Consider the following 15,502-nt stretch of genomic DNA (forward strand, 5'->3'; position numbering starts at 1 on the left):
TGAAAAGTTCTATGATTTCTTGAAATACATAGGTACTTGCAACCATGTTGAATCACAGATTCAATTGCTATCAATTACGCTATATAGTGTAATGCTTATCCAAGAAAGGATTGTCTAATGACATTAATTACCATAAAACCAAAACATTCTGTTCTAGAAGCAGATATTAAATTTGAAACTTACCCTGAGAATGCTATTCAAGATTTTGATAACGCTACTCCAATAACTGAATATAAGGAAGAATGGCGAATATATAAAAATGAGGTAATTGATTCTACCCCTCACATAGAGCCTTCAGAAAAAGAGAAGATGAAAAAGAGAAAAGCTCCTTTTTATATCATGGCAGATTTTTTAATGGCTCATCTCATTGTGGTTAGTATAGCTGAAATAGAGGATACTGGTGAAGGTAACTTATTTGTGTATAATCCCAAAGAGGGGATTTATCAACCTGCTTGGCATATTGTTAATAAATTAGCAAGAAGGTTAGAACCTTCTTTTAGGAGTAATGATATATCAGAGATTTTTTCTGTACTAAGTTGTATCTGTAAAAATGTAAGTATATATCAAGGCTCACGTTACATAGCGTTAGGGAATTGTATTTATGATACTTATTATGGGGACGGAATGAAGTACAGTCCTTCAATTGTGTTTACACATAAGGTACAAGTAAATTATAATTCAGAAGCAACTTCTCCAGTATTGGGCGATTGGTCTATTGATTCTTGGTTAACTGAACTGTTTAATAATGATGCTGAACTAATTCACTTAGCATGGCAAACAATTTTGGCAGTGATACGTGGTTATGCTGATGAGAGAATTATTTGGCTGATTGGAAAAGGAGGAACAGGTAAGGGTAGTTTCCAAGAGTTGTTAATTAACTTAGTAGGTAGGATTAATACAGCATCCATGAAACTAATTGAATTAGAGGGCAAAAATCGTTTTGCCACTTCACAGTTAATAGGTAAACATCTAGTTATTGGAGATGATAATCCTATTGATAAGGTGGTAACAGACCCTTCTACTATGTTTTCTCTAGTTACTCATGATATTGTCACAATCGAAAAGAAAGGCAAACAGGCCTATTCTGCTCGACTTACTCCTGTGATTGTTCAATCATCTAATCGATTGATTAAGATTCAAGGAGACAAAGAAGCTATAGCAAGAAGAACTTTCATACTTCCCTTCGTTTCTGAATTTAACAAAGATGGTTACAAGAGAGAAATAAAGCAGGTTTATCTAAAACGTCAGGATGTATTAGAATATGTATTGAAGAATGCATTAGAATATGATATCAGTGATGGATTCAAGGATATCAGTCACCACCCTGCTATCAAGGAAATTCATGGGAAGTCTATGACAAGTGTTGAACAGTTTTCATCTTATCTGTTTAGTCGTGTGAAATCTACTTTCTTGCCGAATTCATTTATGCTATGGGCATATGAACAATTCTGTGAAGGAAATGGTTTAAAACGAGAAACTAAGGAAGCCTTTCACAAAGAATTAAAAGATGCACTTCCATCAGACTGGGTATTTAAGCCAACATTATCTACTTGTAAAGATTTTGATGAGGGTGATTCTGTTTATTTTATTCATTCTGAGTCTTTTAATTTGGATTCTACAAAGAGATATAAAGGGTATGTAATGAAGTCATGCTCTTGATACACTTGAAACAGTAAATTTCATTTCTATTTTCAATTTTATTTGTTTTATTTATTCTAAGAAGTTGGAAATTAGTGTATCAAGTGTATCATTCTGGAGATATACAAAGTGTGAACGACTAGCCCGCCACGAGCGAAGGCAAAGGAGTGAAACACTTTGTTAAGTACCAAACACGCCTAATTTATTCCATGGTCTAATTGACAGCAAGAAACAAGGCACTCTCGTACAAATGAACTGTCCATCCGAAAAACTAAAGCCTTTCGTCTGAGACGTTCTTAGCGTACTTTGTGCCTACTTACTGTCAATTTGCTTTCACGGCATAAAGGCGTATGCTTGTGAGATAAAATAGAGAATAAAACTAGCTATTTAATAAGGATTTAGATTATAGAATTTAACATTTTTATAGTGTTGTCTTGATTCAGCTATCAGTTTTTTCTGTACAATTGTATCAATTTATCTTTTTGTGTTTGTGGTTAGTAATGCGCGTGATAATGGGATTTCTAAGGGGCGATTAAAAAATAGAATAGTAATGGATGTATGTGAATTTTGCTATTCACCGATTAACTCTCTATATCAAAAATGTGTTAGTAATGTGGAATTGTCTGAAAGAGATTCATGTGATGTAACGGATATACAAAATCCCTGCAATGAGTAATTGCAGGGATTTTCAGGTAACTAGGAAAACTTTGTAAGTATAGGGAATATTGTTTTAGTCTATTTTGTAGTAGACAGCTTTTTCATCAGATGGATGTGTTTGAGTAATGATAATTCTAGTTTTACTTTTATCAGTTGGGTCTTCGATTGATACCATTTGGTTATTCTCAAATCGTTTCATAGGTATACTTGTTCCAGGGGGATATATTCCCATTGCAGCTCCTATAGGTCCTGAGCTGATACTAAAACCTATGTGTCCATCGCTTCCCATGCCTGACTGAGCTATCTGTCCTCCTTTTGTTAACCCATTCTTATTAAACACTATTTCATATCCTAGTTCATTCCTCCAAGTACCAGCTATACTAGAGTAGTCTCCATGTAGAATAGCCTGTGTATCAATTTCTTGTGTTGTATTTTCTGTGTGCTTTTCTTCTGTGGGAGTCGTGATAAGTGTGGCATCAGTAGCAACCCAGAATTGAAATTTTTCAGAGTCTTCCATGATTCTGACTGTGAAAGTAACGGTTGCTCCTTCTTGCCATCCTTCAATCATAGATTTCTTAATTTGTATTTGTACACCAGTTATAGGAGCATTACTAGCTTTTACCCAAATAGTATGGTATGTTTCTAGAGCTTTAAAATGTCCTACGTATGCTTCCCAAAATTTTTGGCGTGTTAGTTCTGCTGTGAAGCGGTATAGTTGACCAGTTTTTAACCTACCATCATTTTCCATGTCTCGAAGCTCTTCGGCTGTCGTGTCTATTATACTATCTTCAGTTGAGCTAGAGCTTGTGGTAGATGTGCTGGATGATGCAGAGAAACTAGAAGTAGTAGATGAGATTTGTTGTGAAGAGTGACTATCTACTGTTTCTATATTTTCATTTAGATGTCTAAAGAATAAAAAAGTAGCTCCTATAATGGTAAGAAGTAGAAGTGTAATTGAGGTTATAAGAATCCAAAATTTGTTGCTCTGTGGTAGAGGACAAACTACTACGTGATTCTGATTTTGGTAAACTTCAACAATATCGTTTACTTTAGGATGAAAAGTTAACTCATTGATAGGAACATTTAGAGTCTCATTTGTGTGGAGTCGAATGATAATATGTGTTTCTGAAACGTGAATAATTTGGTTATGTTTTTTATTTTTCATGTAGTATTAGTTCTCGTACATATAGGCAACCATGAGAGGTAGTGTTTTTGTGGATTTAAAGACCGTTTCATAACTTTGTCTTCCTTTTACTAGTCCGTACAATGTTATATGGTCATCTTCGGCTATAACTCTATTGTTGTATTCAGAAGGAATAGAAACCAAAATAATTTTATCATAGTCATCATTTATGGCTACACGCAGTGTGTAGGCTTTCCCATCTTCCATAGCTTGTAAAACTTTACCATATACTCTTACTTTAGTATCTACGGCTATTTCATCATGATTCCACTTGTTATAGTCTACTTCACCATAATTTGCTTTATCATTATCTACAGTAATCTTAGGTTTTGATGGTACTGAGGATGAGGAACTGGAACTACTTTCCTTTAAGGAAGATGAAGAGGTAGAGCTACTTTTTTTGGATGATGAAATTTGTTTTGATGTTGAACTTGAAGTTGTTTGATTGTTTGAAATTTGTTTTTTAGTATTTATAAAACTTATAACAATAATTACAAACAGTAATAGTAGAGTGACTATAATTCCTATTTTTTTAGATTTGTTCTTTTTCTCTATGTTGTTCTTGTTGATGTCGACTTTTATGACAATACCTTCATAAACTTCTACATAATCCCCTATACTAGGTTCAAAGTCACAAGATTCAATAGCAATTTCCTTTAAACTTCCATCTTCATAACCTATATAAGCAGTATCTTCAGTTATTTTAATAATTTTCCCTATGTTCATTAGTACTCTCCTATTTTAATATTCCAGAAAACTTAACTTCATCAGGTGCCATTACATAACGATTCACAGCGACTTCTTCCCCACTGAGAGTGTAATAGAATCTAGGGCTATTTACTCCGTGGGATTTGGCAATTTTATATAAAGATTTGTTTAATGCACTGATAATTGCTCTAAGTTCTTTGTTTGAATACGAAGCATTATTTTCTGTGAGAATGATTCTGATGCCAAGTGTTACAGATGTTTTTTCCATTTCAAGCATATGTGCTCCTGATTGTGTATTTACTTTATCTACACCTCCTTGAATTGCATTATAGAAAGCATCTAAATCTACTTTTCTGTTTTCTTCATTAGACTTTTTTTCAGATTCTTTAGATTTTTTCTCTGCTTCCTCTTTCAATTTTTTCTGTTTTTCCCGTTCTTCCCGTTCTTCTCGTTCTTTCCGCTCTTTTTCTTCTTTAATCTTTTCGATTTGTTTATTAAGTTTTAATTCCACTTCGTTTACACGGGAGGACAAACTACTAATTTTGTACTCGTGGTCGTTTGGATATCTATCTTCTAGGTATTTAATTTCCTTTTTAACAGATGACAATTCACTATCATCAGAAACAAGCTTCAAAGCTTCCTCTAACGTTATATTTTGTTTTATATTTGTTGTGTTATTTTCTAGTGCTTCAACTAGCTTAGTAACACGTTCCGTATCTTTAACATATTGTTGATTACCATAGCTTATTGCAATATAAGCAAATAATCCAAATAATAAAGTAAATATCACTAGAAAACCTACAATATATTTATAAATTTTTTCTTGGTTCATTATTTATTCCTTTCTTATAAATGACTCAATCACTTCAACACTAGCTTGACTTGCTTTCGGTAATATGTCATATACTGTACCATTTGTGAAGTAAGTGAGATTGGGGATTGTTTTGAATCCTACATTTGTTTTAAAGTTATTCCAACTTGTCTTATCTATATGCTCACTATCTAAGTAATACACAGTTGTCTCAGTTTTATCTACTGCTTTTGCTAGCTTTGGAGCAAATTCTTGGCAGTATGGACAACTCTCTCTCCCTGTGTATAGGTAAAAGCTTTCTTTATGTTGTATTTTCTGTTCCACAGCCTCTAAACTTATCTTTTGGAGTCTCTTTATAGCTATCTGGTATTCTGTTTGTGGTAGAGTAGTTAAGTATGCTGTGAATGTGACGATTATAATAAGTAGTAGTGACAGTAGAATAAGAACTTTTTTACTATTCATCACATCCGTATCCGTCTTTGTCTCTATCTAGCCATGGACCATATTGTGGGTCACTAGCAGGTATGTTTACACGTCCTGCTTTTCGTGCTTCCTTACAGTTTTTGAACGGTCTTAAATTTGATTGTGGAGCAGGTGTAGACGATTGTGTAGGAGTGGTTGTGGTGTGAGATGAAGCTTGTTCTTGCTCTTTTGCTCGTGAAGATGCTTTCCTTTCCTCCTCTTTTGATTTGGAGGCTTCAATACTTGCTTTTTCCTCTTCTTGTGCTTTTTCTGTTTTTCTCACTTCACTGATTACTAACGAACCTTTATCGATTGAATCATATTTTTCTAAAGATACTGTATTTCCTGTATAGACCATAAGTTCATTCATTTTCACAGCTAGTGATTCAGGTGTACGGATAAGAAGCTTCTTACCTGTTATGTTGTACTCACGGTATTCATCTTTTTCTTCAATCCCAATTACCTCAGCTTCAACTTCGTAGAGTTTATCTGTGTTAGAGAGTTTGTGTGCTACCTCTCTCAGTGCTTTGGCTCGCAGTATGATTTTAATTTGTGGTGTATTTAGATAAGCATCTACAGCTATATGTCCAGTTGGAGACCATTTCTCTATTTTAGAGCTAGTTTCACTACTAGATGATGAAGTAGAGGAAGATGAACTAGACTGTTTAACTTGTGAAGACTGTTTGACAGAATCACTAGCCTTGGTTTGAGCTTGTGAGTGTTTAGTGCTACCGCTAGTTAGTAGTGTGAAGAACAAAATGAGGATAAGCAATAGTACAATACCACCTATAATCTTTTGTTCTTTGCTTAATTCCTTAAGCTTTTTAAGCATATATAACCTCCAAATGTTTAACTTTATTTAATGAAATAAAATAAATATTTCCTAATAGTTATAATTATATCACACAAACTTTAACAATAGAATATGTTTTTATTAAATATTAAACTATAGAGAATGTAAACCTGATTGTTTAATCTATAAGATAGATAGTAGATTTAACATAGAGGGTGAAGGAATGGATGATATATTAGAAAATATAAGTAATCAGATACGAGACTTACGAGCTTCAAAGAAGATTACACAGCAAGAATTAGCAGAAAGAACAAATCTAAGTGTTCCTTATATCAGTCAGATAGAAAATAATCATAGAAATATCTCTTTGGAAACTTTTGTGAAGATTGTTGATGCTTTAGAAGTTCCGTTGAGTGATTTTTTCTTACCTTATTCTGTTCCACAAGATACAGAGATGATGGAACTGTTATTGAAGATTCAGAAACACCCACAGCATAAGATGATTGTTCATAAGGTGATGGAAATACTTGAATTAAGCCAAGATAGTTAGTGATAAATAAAAAGCACTAAAGAGTAATTTATACTAAATCTATCCAACCATATATAGTTGTTTTAGTATCTATTATTATTTCATCATGCTTAAAATTGTTATAGTCTCTCTCGAAGTGATTTTTAATAGTAATCTGTAGGTCGGGTGATTAGAAATTATCTGTACTGTTTGTATATTGTGAGGATTAGAGGTGACATTATTCAGATAAGGAATGAGAATTATTTTTCTTAATTGAAGAGGTCGATTAAAAAACAAAAAGAAAAAGAAAGCACTGAATCTGAATATTCAGCGCTTATCTATTTTCTTAAAAAACGTGTTACTAAATCCATTCCCCATTAGCATTTACAGTATAACCATCAACTGTAGTGCTTACTGCTAATGCTCCTGAGCTATAAGAGTAGTACCATTTAGTGCTGACTTGATACCAACCAGTTTTCATAGAACCTGATTCAGTGAGGTAATACCAAGTACCACTTTGACTAAGCCAGCCAGTCTGCATAGAGCCTGAGCTGTTTAGGTAGTACCATGTACCAGATTGATTGAGCCAACCTGTTTGCATAGCTCCTGAACCGTTGAGATAATACCAAGTTCCATTAACTTTTTGCCAACCTGTTTTCATAGAGCCTGAATCAGTCAAATAGTACCAAGAGCCTCCTTGATTTAACCAACCAGTCTTCATTTCTCCATCTTGTGCTAGGTAATACCATGCACCGTTTACTTGAACCCAGCCAGATTGCTTGTTCTTTGATTGGTCATAGTAGAACCATTTACCATTTTCTTGCACCCAACCTTGTTTCTGTGTTGTAGCTTCTTCTTTTTTAGTAGTACTTTCGTCTACTTTCTTTTGCTTCAGTTCATTCTCCTGTTTTTTTAATGGTTCTTCAGCTTTAACTGTAGTATCACTCTTAGGTTTCTTTATTCCCTCTTTAATTTTTTCAAGAGAGTCATATCCTCTACGCTTATTTATTTCTGCAACATAGTCAGCATAGGGTGTATCTCCACCCTCAAAAGGGTTCCCAGTAGTTTGGCTAATCGTTTTAGATTCATAGGGGTCTTCGACTTTTCCTGTTTCAGGATGATACCAAGCAAGTACGCCTGCTTCCCCCCAGTAGAATATACCCCAATTATTTCTGAGAACATCTCCCACATATTTTAAATCTTCACTGTTTGCATATTTTTTATCTGCAATTATTCTTTCTATATACTCAGCTTCTTGTCTTTTCTTTTCTTCTGACCTGTTTCTTCTAGTTTCTTTAAGTTTTTCTATGTATTCTTTATGTCTCTTTGCTTGTTCCTCTTTGTCTTTATCAAACTCTTTTTTGATTTTATCAAAACTATCATACCCTCTAAGGCGGTTTGTTTCAGCAATATAGACACTCGAGACTAAACCAACATCATCAAAAGGGTAACCATAATGTATTTTCTCATATTCGGTTACATTTAAAGGGTCTAATATAATTTCATTTTCAGGCTGATACCAAGCAAGTTCTCCATTTTTACCCCAGTAAAATACGCCACTATTTCGAGCAATTTTTTGATTTTGCATTTTAAAATCTTCATCCCAAATAGCTTTCGTCTTCTTTGGAATATCATTTATTATTTTACTAATTCTTTCAGTCTCGCTTTTATTAATTACATGGTCTGCTGAGACAGACTTAACACCAGCAAAAACTATAAACAATGCTATAAGCGCTGTAATAATTGTGTTTTTCTTTTTCACTTTAAATACTCCTTTGTTTTATAATTCATTTCAAGCAATAAGAAGTCATTTAAACTTTATTACTTAAATATAAATCGTAAATTATTATACCATAAATCAAGTAATATCACTATATTTTCATAAAACACCTCCTGTTTTATATTTATGTTTAAAACATTGTTAAACACTATCCTAATTATATCACAGTTACATATATATTAGTTAATGTTTTTAATAATTTTTTAACTCTAGCAAATGTAAAATATACACCTTAATCTACAAGATGAATGGGGTAAAATAAAAAGCACCTAAACGGTACTTCTTACTTGCCTACTGAACTCATCACCATGAAATTTGTACTCCTTTTTGTCCACCTCGGAGTAAAGTTTAATCTATTTTATTTAATATGTAAATTCTAAAAATACTACAGAATCAACATTTATAAAGCATACCAAAGTGTAATTTATACTAAATCTATTCTACAACAAAATGTTGTAATATTTTATTGAATAAGATAGGCTTTAGAGCCTTGATATTGAGCACTTTGGGGCGCTTTCCCTTAGTGCTTTTTTTGTTTTTACAATAGCTTTTAAGCATACAGCTATAAGTATCTATACGCGACTAGACCTGTATAGTTTAAAGTGATATAATAGTCTAAAAGGAGGTACTACTATGAATGTTTTAGAAAAAAATACACAGGTAAACTTTAAGACTAACAGAGACTTGTTAGAGAAGGCTAAAGCTATTATCACATCGCAAAATCTTGATATGACAGCCAGTTTTAACTTGTTTTTAGAACACATTGTAGAAAATAAAGCCTTGCCATTTGAAACTCAAGTAGACAAAGAAAGAGAAGAACTTCTATTAGGATTGCGTGCCGAAATTGCCCGTAGCTTTGAGGATTTAGAACATGGAAGGACTTACAGCCTTGATGAAGTGAGGGCTAACCTTGGAATTTAACGAGAACTCATATAGCCTTATTATCTCTGAAACGGTACAAGAACAGCTAAGAGGTATTAAAGATTATATCTCAGCTAACTACTTTTCAGAACAGGCAGGAGCAAACACAGTTAAGAATATTCTTTACGGATTGGAACGTCTTGAAGTTTTCCCGGAAGCAGGATTTGATGCTGATGAAAGAGTAGGAGTTATTATATACCCACCCCACAAAACTCGATGCATCATTTTAGGCGATTACCTAGCCTTCTATCATATTTTAGAGGATAGAAAAGCTGTCTTTGTATCAGATATTATTCATAGCAAACAGGATTACATTCGCTTGTTCAAGAAAAAATAGTGCATATTATTGAACTGCGTTTTGGATTCCAAAAATTTTAAAAAAGATTACTCTATTTCAAAAATTTTTAGGAATGAAAATATAAAAAAAGAGAAACCTCATAATGAAGTTTCTCTTGCTTTTAATCGTCCGAATCAATATTCTTATTTCAAAAAAGGTAGTGAAAAAGGTAGTGATTCGAATGATTTCCCTTGCAATATAGTGAAATTAACAAAAAGAAAAAACGCTAATCAAGCGTTTTTCTTCTGTATTGATTCGTATTGAATGCTTATTTAACCTCTGTAAGAGTTAAATAATTTCTATTTTAGCTGTTAGAAACGTTGGTACATCAATGTTTCTAGAATGCTACATAATAAAAGGTAGAGTGAATGGTAGAGTAGTTATTGCGTTAGCTCAGCAATCTTTTCAAGATAAATCCCCACAGCTTCTAACTTTCGTTGTGGTGCTAATTCAGCGTAAGTATCCATTGTAGTTGAAATGGATTTATGTCCCATTCTGACTTGGAGTTCTTTCCAATTTGTTCCAGCATTAAGTAGCATTGAAGCATGAGTATGTCGGAATAAATGGAAACCATAGTTTGGTAACCCAAGACCTACTAACCTTTTCTTAAGAGTTGTTCTCTCGTTTCTGTCACACATATAGTTCCCATAGATTGTAGGGAAAATAAGTTTTGTTCTATGTCTGTTGTGCAATTCAAGATACTTGTTCATTTCGTGGTGGAAATCTATGAGTTTTTCTATTATGGGGGGAGGGACAGGGACAGAGCGATTTCCTGCATCAGTTTTTGGTGTAGCTTTACAGATAACTTCCCCTTTTGTCCCATCTTTTTTATTTGCGGTTTTCCACATCAATGTTTTACTGACATTAATAGAAGAATTTTCAAAATCTAGGTCATCAATCGTCAATGCAAGTAGTTCATTTATTCGCAAAGCAGAGGCTAATAAAGTATTACAAATTAACTTAAATCGTCGATTGGCTCTATTGTTATCTAAACTTTCAAGATAATTAAGCCATATTACAAGACTATCATCATGTAATACCATGATGCGTTGCTTATTTGATTTTGGCTTAGGTGGTATCTTAACAGAGCTAACAGGATTAGTGATTAGTCCATAGTTTGTAATTCCATAGTCAAAAATATCTTTCAACTTATGGATAACAGCACCAAAATCTTTAGCACTACCTTTATCAGCACGCTTTATACCAGATTCAATGGACTCTTTTGATTTCTTTGCCAAACCATTTAACCAAAGCTGAATATCCGCAGATTCAATTTTATCTGGTTTGTAATCTCCAAATTTAGGGATAATATAATTATCAAGATAACCTCTTACTCTGTTCAGAGTATTATGCGAGTTGACCCAGGTCTTATATGATTTAAACCATTCTTCAGCTAAATCTTCCAGTGTATCAATGACGATAACTTTTTCTCGTGTTGAGCCATTTTTTTCAAATTCTAGTCGTGCTTGAATGATTGCTCTATCTAACTGTTTTAGTGTCTTGGCTGTAATGGTAGTAGTGACTTGCTTACCAGTTTTGATATCTTTTCCCAGAAATGTCCCCTTCAAAGTGTATGAGATGGACTTATCTTTTTTGATTTTTTTAATGACTTTTTTGCCATTATGAATAATTGTTTCAGTTTCCATATTTGCCTTTCTTCATGGATATTGAAGTAGGCTAAAATAGTTACCACTCTTTCTTTTAGATAAAACTATTTTAGCACAAATTTTCAGAATTAGGATTGTAAAAAGTTGATAATATCATCTAGTAGATAGAAGACGGTTCGAGTTCCCTCTATAGGAGGTTCTAATCTTTTTAATCCTTTTTGTTCCCAAGTTTTTAGTGTGTTTGGGGAGATATTTAGCTGTTTTAGCAATTCTCGCTGTTGTATTATCTTTAGTGGTATGTTCTGTTCTTTGATTTGAATGAGTTTGATAAGTGTTTGCAATAATTGTTCAATTTGTTCTAATTTTTCGTTATTCATTATTCTCTTTCTCCTCTGTGTTTGAATTATGGAGTCGATTAGGATTGTATCTTCGTGAATCTAGGTATTTGGCGAAGAAATATGTACGTTCAATGATAAGCCCTAATAAATTGGTATTGTTTGCTCGGGCATACCAGACCAATTCTTCAAATTCGGTAAAGTCGTTCTCTTCGATAATATCAACTACTTCATGTATAAAATCCGAGGAGTTCATCTCCATCAAGAATTTTTCTAAATTAAAGCCGCAACCGACTTCAATATCCTCAATGTTGTAGGGGGTCTTATCTGGATTTTCCGCATGGGTAAAGTAGTCAAATAAACCAGTGGGAGACATAACTACCTCCACATGTGCTGGACCGTTTAGTTTGTCACTGATGATATCTGATACTTGTGAATAGCTTTTCAGTGAATCAAAGAAGAAAGCACCGTGTTTGTGCGATTTCTTGAACTCTCCCGTCTGTCTATTAACATCCTTATCGTGCCAAGGACTAAGAATAAACGGAATATGGAGTTCCTCTAATATATTCAAGTAGTTCTCTGGTGCGCTTTCCTCGTAGAAGAGAAACGTCCATTTGGTTGAGCGCTGTTCTTTTGCCATAGGCAGTTACCTCATTTCTTTTGGGTTCTATTACTAAGGAGAAATGTCAGGTCGTATGCAAAGTTTTTTTGAAAAAATTGAATTTTTTGTGATTATTGATTATTGACCTATTGGGGGTCGTAGTAACCCCAATAGGTCATGATAGAAAAGAATATAAAAAGGGGCTGTCTGGCTTTTGCTTAACGCAAGCCACAGCCCCAAGGGATTAACGTTTTTGTCCAGTGAACCACAATTGGTTACGAACTCGAATAGGAGAGGAGAAATAATAGTCTGCGTGTTGGCTGACGATTTCTTCTTTTAATTGTGCTTCCATCTCTTTTAGGATTTTTTGCCCTTGTTGGTCTCTAGGGACTTTTAGAAAAATAGTGATGGTATCTTTTCGTATATCTACAATACACTTGCGAACAGCTCGGTTAAATCCTTTATGGATTGGATTGATGGTGGTAACGGTCTGGTGTTCAAGGTTGCTTATCTTCTGTACTCGTTCACGCTGAAACAGGAAGTGTCGCAACAGGAAAGTGTGATAGACAGATTGGATATAGTTCCGAAGACTATCTGTTTTCAACCGTTGTATTATCTCTAATCCAGTCAATAGTAAGGCAAGTAGTAGTGAAATAAGAGCGGATTTGTGACTTACAGAACTAATGGTATCAGTAATGTTTTTAACTGAATCTAGGTTGACAAATGAGATGTTGGCTAATTGGACGGAAAGAAAATTGAATAGCCAGCCGAAGACAGAGCAGATAGGAGTAGAGAGAACCAAATATAGTATAAGATTGAAACTTCTTATAAAGTAGTTTTTTGTGGTCATAGGATACCTCGCTTAGTGTAGTAGGTTGGACAGAGTAGGGGCAGAACTTGGTAGGGGTGTTCATTGTCGATAACTTGGATGATACCTGTACCATGTCCTGTTGGAATGACAATCCCCTCTGGATCGAGGTCAGGAAATAAAAATTGAGTAGTTTTCTGATTGATATTTCCAATTTGTAACAATACGTTTAGCTGTTCCCTTACTGAAATTGGGATAGTATTGTGGTCAAAACGCTGACTTACTAAAAATAGATGGATTTTGGTAGCACGTCCTAACAAGGCAATCTGTGAGAGTAAGGAGAAAAATGCTTCTTTGATATTCTTATTGACTCCCTCTGATAGAGCTAGGACTTCATCAATAACAATAGTTAGATGGGTAAATTGATGGTTGGGATTATCATACAAGATAGCTTGTCGTTTTTGAATGAGATTTGCACATTGACTTAATTGTTCGTTGACCTGTGATACAAAATCAGATTTTGAACGGTTTTCGACAGGGTGGATAACGGAAATATGATTTTCTCTTGCCCAACGACTTGGGGTATCAAATTTCGGGTCAATGATAATCAAGTCAGACATATGCTTCAGTACACTCAAGAAGTAAGTGAGAGCATACGATTTCCCAGAACCTGAATTTCCAGCAATAGCCCAGTGATTGACCTTGTCTAAATTGAGTTCAAAGTGCTTCATGATAGGGATTTTCCCATGTGGCAATCTGGCTGAAAACTTATCCAAATCAGGAATCGCTAAACGTTCTGAAATCCCTCTTTTCCAAGGGAAGAATAAACCACGTTGAATGTGTAAGTCATCTGTGTCTAGAGGGACAAAATAGGTAGCATTTTGTTTTAGAAGCGTATATTGTGGGTAAAGTGAAGCATTGGCAATCAGAAAGATTTTCTTGTATAAGTCGTCATCGAGGATATAAGCGCACGGTAGGCGAGGGACAAAGACAAAGCCGTCTTCTTGAATAATGACGTTAAAAGAATTAGTATAGCTGGTTTCCCCCTGCATTAAAGCCCCTAGAGCCATGTTTAGGCTCTGGAGCAGGTAAGATTGCAGGAAAGGTTGGTTCAGCACATCACGAGATTGTGAGGTCATTACCGAACCTCCTTGATACCATTTGCTTTGAAGTAAACGTTATATTTTACTTCGCAGGCTTGTAGGGTGTCAAATTGAATCATGGATTGAAACGCTGGAAGCTCAATCGTATCTTCGAATTTTACTTGGAAAGGGTCTTGCCCTTCCTGTACAAACCATGCTTTATAGGCTACGATTTCTCCTGTTGGTTTTCCTTCTTCAAACCGTTGTTGTGGTTCAAGTTCGGTACTAAGTGAGTAAATCGGTTGTTTTTGACTGATAATTTTATCAGCCAATGTAGTTGTATAACCACCTTTTGTTGTTTTCATTTTAAACGCCATAGGGTTGTTCCTCCTTTATTATTGAGAAATAATACGAATGAGACTTGCTCGGTTTTGGTCGTGAGCTGGACGTAGTTGCTCTAGTTATGTATCACCTCCTTATTACTAAGGAGAATGAGACAACCAAACGCAAAGTTATTTGTTAAATTTTTAATTTTTTTATAAAAAATCCAGTGACAGAGACACTGGATTTGAGGTATTAGCGATAACTTTTTAATAAAGGAGCTAATTTTTTTAGTGCTTTACAATAATGAGATTTGACAGTTACATCACTCATTTTCTTGTAATGTTCAGTGATATAGCGAGCCGTTTCTTTATAGCTTGAACCTTGTTCCGCTATCATTTCAACAATCTTACTGTCAATTTCTGATAGGGATGCTTTAGCTTCACGAATAGCTTGTCTTAACTCCGCTAGGATTAAAGCTTCTTCGGGATTCAAATCAGAACTTGCAACTACTTCATAGCGTTCACGTCGTTTACCGTTATTACGAGATATGCTTTCTTCCATACTTCGTTTATGGTGGTATCGGTCACGCCGTTCTGCATTACTTTGTTCTTGTTGAAGCAAACGAGTTACTTCATTCCAATTTTTAGCTTTAATAGCTTCTTTGATTTTACGCTCACGACGTTCTTGTACTTTATTACTCATAATGATGAGCTCCTTTCTGTCCTTTGGACAGAAGGAAACAAAATGAGCAAATATTGAACGCTGAGTATACCAAAAGGCACAACAAAGAAACAGCGAAACAATTCTATGCAAGACATGACCTTTATCGTCATGTCATCATATTTGTTTCAATCTGTCCTTTGATGGCCATCAATTTGGACTATTAAAATTTATATCAAGAGTTTTTCTTGATATATTCAGTATAAGGCGTAATGTTCTTTTATTTT

17 protein-coding genes are annotated in these 15,502 nt (G+C 34.4%); 4 read left to right on the plus strand and 13 right to left on the minus strand.

All coding sequences use genetic code 11. The features are described 5' to 3' along the window. The first annotated feature begins 117 nt into the window (after positions 1 to 117). On the plus strand, positions 118 to 1,659 hold the full coding sequence (locus SK608_RS10275) for a phage/plasmid primase, P4 family (protein WP_000172686.1): 1,542 nt from the start codon (positions 118 to 120) through the stop codon (positions 1,657 to 1,659). Between the two features lie 709 nt (positions 1,660 to 2,368). Here the strand turns inward: SK608_RS10275 and SK608_RS00540 are convergent. From SK608_RS00540 to SK608_RS00560, 5 genes are read right to left on the minus strand one after another with little or no spacing between them, the layout of a single operon-like run. Continuing rightward, on the minus strand, positions 2,369 to 3,460 hold the full coding sequence (locus SK608_RS00540) for a DUF6287 domain-containing protein (RefSeq protein WP_000791258.1): 1,092 nt from the start codon (positions 3,458 to 3,460) through the stop codon (positions 2,369 to 2,371). 6 nt (positions 3,461 to 3,466) lie between these two features. Beyond that, entirely contained in the window at positions 3,467 to 4,204 is a 738-nt protein-coding gene (locus tag SK608_RS00545) for a hypothetical protein (protein WP_001020597.1), read from the minus strand. 10 nt (positions 4,205 to 4,214) lie between these two features. Next, positions 4,215 to 5,018, minus strand: a complete 804-nt coding sequence (locus SK608_RS00550; protein WP_001071060.1) for a hypothetical protein — start codon at positions 5,016 to 5,018, stop codon at positions 4,215 to 4,217. Positions 5,019 to 5,021: 3 nt separating this feature from the next. After that, positions 5,022 to 5,459 (minus strand): DUF6568 family protein, encoded by a 438-nt coding sequence (locus SK608_RS00555; protein ID WP_001086165.1) that lies wholly within the window; start codon positions 5,457 to 5,459, stop codon positions 5,022 to 5,024. Next, a complete protein-coding gene (locus SK608_RS00560; RefSeq protein WP_000914270.1) occupies positions 5,452 to 6,291 on the minus strand; it encodes an excalibur calcium-binding domain-containing protein in 840 nt (279 codons plus the stop codon). The genes SK608_RS00555 and SK608_RS00560 overlap by 8 nt, the downstream gene beginning before the upstream one ends. A 184-nt stretch (positions 6,292 to 6,475) precedes the next feature. On the opposite strand from SK608_RS00560, the gene SK608_RS00565 reads away from it, so the two are divergent. After that, complete coding sequence (locus SK608_RS00565; RefSeq protein ID WP_000340948.1) at positions 6,476 to 6,802, plus strand: helix-turn-helix domain-containing protein; 327 nt, start codon at positions 6,476 to 6,478, stop codon at positions 6,800 to 6,802. A gap of 319 nt (positions 6,803 to 7,121) precedes the next feature. Here the strand turns inward: SK608_RS00565 and SK608_RS11940 are convergent, their stop codons facing one another. Next, positions 7,122 to 8,522, minus strand: coding sequence for a PspC-like choline-binding domain-containing protein (locus SK608_RS11940; RefSeq protein ID WP_000728914.1), 1,401 nt, complete (start codon positions 8,520 to 8,522; stop codon positions 7,122 to 7,124). A 651-nt stretch (positions 8,523 to 9,173) separates the two neighbouring features. Here SK608_RS11940 and relB point away from each other — a divergent pair. Together relB and SK608_RS00580 are read left to right on the plus strand one after the other, a co-directional pair. After that, positions 9,174 to 9,461, plus strand: coding sequence for a type II toxin-antitoxin system RelB/ParD family antitoxin (relB, locus tag SK608_RS00575; protein WP_001101482.1), 288 nt, complete (start codon positions 9,174 to 9,176; stop codon positions 9,459 to 9,461). Further along, positions 9,451 to 9,798, plus strand: a complete 348-nt coding sequence (locus SK608_RS00580; protein ID WP_000395515.1) for a type II toxin-antitoxin system RelE/ParE family toxin — start codon at positions 9,451 to 9,453, stop codon at positions 9,796 to 9,798. The genes relB and SK608_RS00580 overlap by 11 nt, the downstream gene beginning before the upstream one ends. Before the next feature lie 380 nt (positions 9,799 to 10,178). Here the strand turns inward: SK608_RS00580 and SK608_RS00585 are convergent, their stop codons facing one another. The 7 genes from SK608_RS00585 to SK608_RS00615 form a co-directional block, all read right to left on the minus strand. Further along, complete coding sequence (locus SK608_RS00585) at positions 10,179 to 11,444, minus strand: tyrosine-type recombinase/integrase (protein ID WP_033675735.1); 1,266 nt, start codon at positions 11,442 to 11,444, stop codon at positions 10,179 to 10,181. Positions 11,445 to 11,533: 89 nt separating this feature from the next. Continuing rightward, positions 11,534 to 11,782: a MerR family transcriptional regulator gene (locus SK608_RS00590; RefSeq protein ID WP_001058391.1), complete on the minus strand. Its 249-nt coding sequence runs from the start codon at positions 11,780 to 11,782 to the stop codon at positions 11,534 to 11,536. Then, the gene (locus tag SK608_RS00595; protein ID WP_033675739.1) at positions 11,775 to 12,380 is read right to left on the minus strand and encodes a replication protein; all 606 of its coding nucleotides are present in this window, start codon (positions 12,378 to 12,380) and stop codon (positions 11,775 to 11,777) included. The genes SK608_RS00590 and SK608_RS00595 overlap by 8 nt, the downstream gene beginning before the upstream one ends. Positions 12,381 to 12,585: 205 nt before the next feature. Further along, positions 12,586 to 13,191: a hypothetical protein gene (locus SK608_RS00600; RefSeq protein WP_000208709.1), complete on the minus strand. Its 606-nt coding sequence runs from the start codon at positions 13,189 to 13,191 to the stop codon at positions 12,586 to 12,588. Then, positions 13,188 to 14,288, minus strand: a complete 1,101-nt coding sequence (locus SK608_RS00605; protein WP_033675741.1) for a P-loop NTPase family protein — start codon at positions 14,286 to 14,288, stop codon at positions 13,188 to 13,190. Before SK608_RS00605 ends, SK608_RS00600 begins: the two co-directional genes overlap by 4 nt. Next, complete coding sequence (locus SK608_RS00610) at positions 14,288 to 14,608, minus strand: hypothetical protein (RefSeq protein WP_000874693.1); 321 nt, start codon at positions 14,606 to 14,608, stop codon at positions 14,288 to 14,290. Before SK608_RS00610 ends, SK608_RS00605 begins: the two co-directional genes overlap by 1 nt. A gap of 199 nt (positions 14,609 to 14,807) precedes the next feature. Further along, positions 14,808 to 15,257: an RNA polymerase sigma factor gene (locus SK608_RS00615; RefSeq protein WP_033675744.1), complete on the minus strand. Its 450-nt coding sequence runs from the start codon at positions 15,255 to 15,257 to the stop codon at positions 14,808 to 14,810. Positions 15,258 to 15,502: the final 245 nt, after the last annotated feature.

This window comes from Streptococcus mitis subsp. hohhotensis (assembly GCF_000722775.1).
In the GTDB taxonomy this organism is placed as follows: Bacteria; Bacillota; Bacilli; order Lactobacillales; family Streptococcaceae; genus Streptococcus; species Streptococcus carlssonii.

What these genes read in the sequence shown, in the direction of transcription:
- SK608_RS10275 (WP_000172686.1), top strand. Translation starts at nt 118, where the DNA reads ATGACATTAATTACCATAAAACCAAAACATTCTGTTCTAGAAGCAGAT.
- SK608_RS00540 (WP_000791258.1), bottom strand. Translation starts at nt 3,460, where the DNA reads ATGAAAAATAAAAAACATAACCAAATTATTCACGTTTCAGAAACACAT.
- SK608_RS00545 (WP_001020597.1), bottom strand. Translation starts at nt 4,204, where the DNA reads ATGAACATAGGGAAAATTATTAAAATAACTGAAGATACTGCTTATATA.
- SK608_RS00550 (WP_001071060.1), bottom strand. Translation starts at nt 5,018, where the DNA reads ATGAACCAAGAAAAAATTTATAAATATATTGTAGGTTTTCTAGTGATA.
- SK608_RS00555 (WP_001086165.1), bottom strand. Translation starts at nt 5,459, where the DNA reads ATGAATAGTAAAAAAGTTCTTATTCTACTGTCACTACTACTTATTATA.
- SK608_RS00560 (WP_000914270.1), bottom strand. Translation starts at nt 6,291, where the DNA reads ATGCTTAAAAAGCTTAAGGAATTAAGCAAAGAACAAAAGATTATAGGT.
- SK608_RS00565 (WP_000340948.1), top strand. Translation starts at nt 6,476, where the DNA reads ATGGATGATATATTAGAAAATATAAGTAATCAGATACGAGACTTACGA.
- relB (WP_001101482.1), top strand. Translation starts at nt 9,174, where the DNA reads ATGAATGTTTTAGAAAAAAATACACAGGTAAACTTTAAGACTAACAGA.
- SK608_RS00585 (WP_033675735.1), bottom strand. Translation starts at nt 11,444, where the DNA reads ATGGAAACTGAAACAATTATTCATAATGGCAAAAAAGTCATTAAAAAA.
- SK608_RS00590 (WP_001058391.1), bottom strand. Translation starts at nt 11,782, where the DNA reads ATGAATAACGAAAAATTAGAACAAATTGAACAATTATTGCAAACACTT.
- SK608_RS00595 (WP_033675739.1), bottom strand. Translation starts at nt 12,380, where the DNA reads ATGGCAAAAGAACAGCGCTCAACCAAATGGACGTTTCTCTTCTACGAG.
- SK608_RS00600 (WP_000208709.1), bottom strand. Translation starts at nt 13,191, where the DNA reads ATGACCACAAAAAACTACTTTATAAGAAGTTTCAATCTTATACTATAT.
- SK608_RS00605 (WP_033675741.1), bottom strand. Translation starts at nt 14,288, where the DNA reads ATGACCTCACAATCTCGTGATGTGCTGAACCAACCTTTCCTGCAATCT.
- SK608_RS00610 (WP_000874693.1), bottom strand. Translation starts at nt 14,608, where the DNA reads ATGGCGTTTAAAATGAAAACAACAAAAGGTGGTTATACAACTACATTG.
- SK608_RS00615 (WP_033675744.1), bottom strand. Translation starts at nt 15,257, where the DNA reads ATGAGTAATAAAGTACAAGAACGTCGTGAGCGTAAAATCAAAGAAGCT.